The organism is Bradyrhizobium sp. LeoB3, assembly GCF_055456055.1.
The window spans coordinates 1-602 of sequence record NZ_JBVBEF010000358.1 but is presented as its reverse complement, the minus strand read 5'-3'; the positions used below and the strand labels follow the sequence as shown (position 1 = coordinate 602).

The following is a 602-nucleotide window of genomic DNA, read 5'->3' as shown; positions in this document are numbered from 1 at the left end:
GCGATGATGTCGCCATCGCCGGCGAGCAGCGACTTGGTCGAGCACATCTCCGCGCACATCGGCAATTTGCCCTCGCCGAACCGGTTCGAGCCGTATTTGGCGAATTCCGCCGCGCTCCCTGGTGCCTCTGGTCCGCCGCCGCCGGCGCAATAGGTGCATTTGTCCATCTTGCCGCGGGTACCGAAATTACCGACTTGCGGATATTGCGGCGCGCCAAACGGGCAGGCGTAGAAGCAATAGCCGCAACCGATGCACTGATCCTTGTTGTGCAAGACAACGCCGTCCTCGGTCGGAAAGATGCAGTTCACCGGGCAGACCGACGCGCAAGGCGGGTCCGTGCAATGCATGCAGGCCATCGAGACCGAACGCTCGCCCGGCTTGCCGTCATTGATGGTGACGACGCGGCGGCGGTTGATGCCCCAGGGCACCTCGTTCTCGTTCTTGCACGCGGTGACACAGGCGTTGCAGTCGATGCAGCGGTCCGCATCACAAAGGAATTTCATGCGTGCCATCGTCTCTTCCCCTTACGCGGCCCTGATCTGGCAAAGCGTCGCCTTCGGCTCCTGCATGCCGGTTGCTGGGTCGTAGCCATAGGTCGTCAG

The 602-nt window shown here is 62.5% G+C and carries 1 protein-coding gene; it reads right to left on the bottom strand.

The window, feature by feature from the left end; genetic code table 11:
- The coding region (gene fdh3B / locus ACZXDY_RS46315) for a formate dehydrogenase FDH3 subunit beta (RefSeq protein WP_464350075.1) at window positions 1-512 on the bottom strand (512 nt) is incomplete at its 3' end.
- Window positions 513-602: the final 90 nt, after the last annotated feature.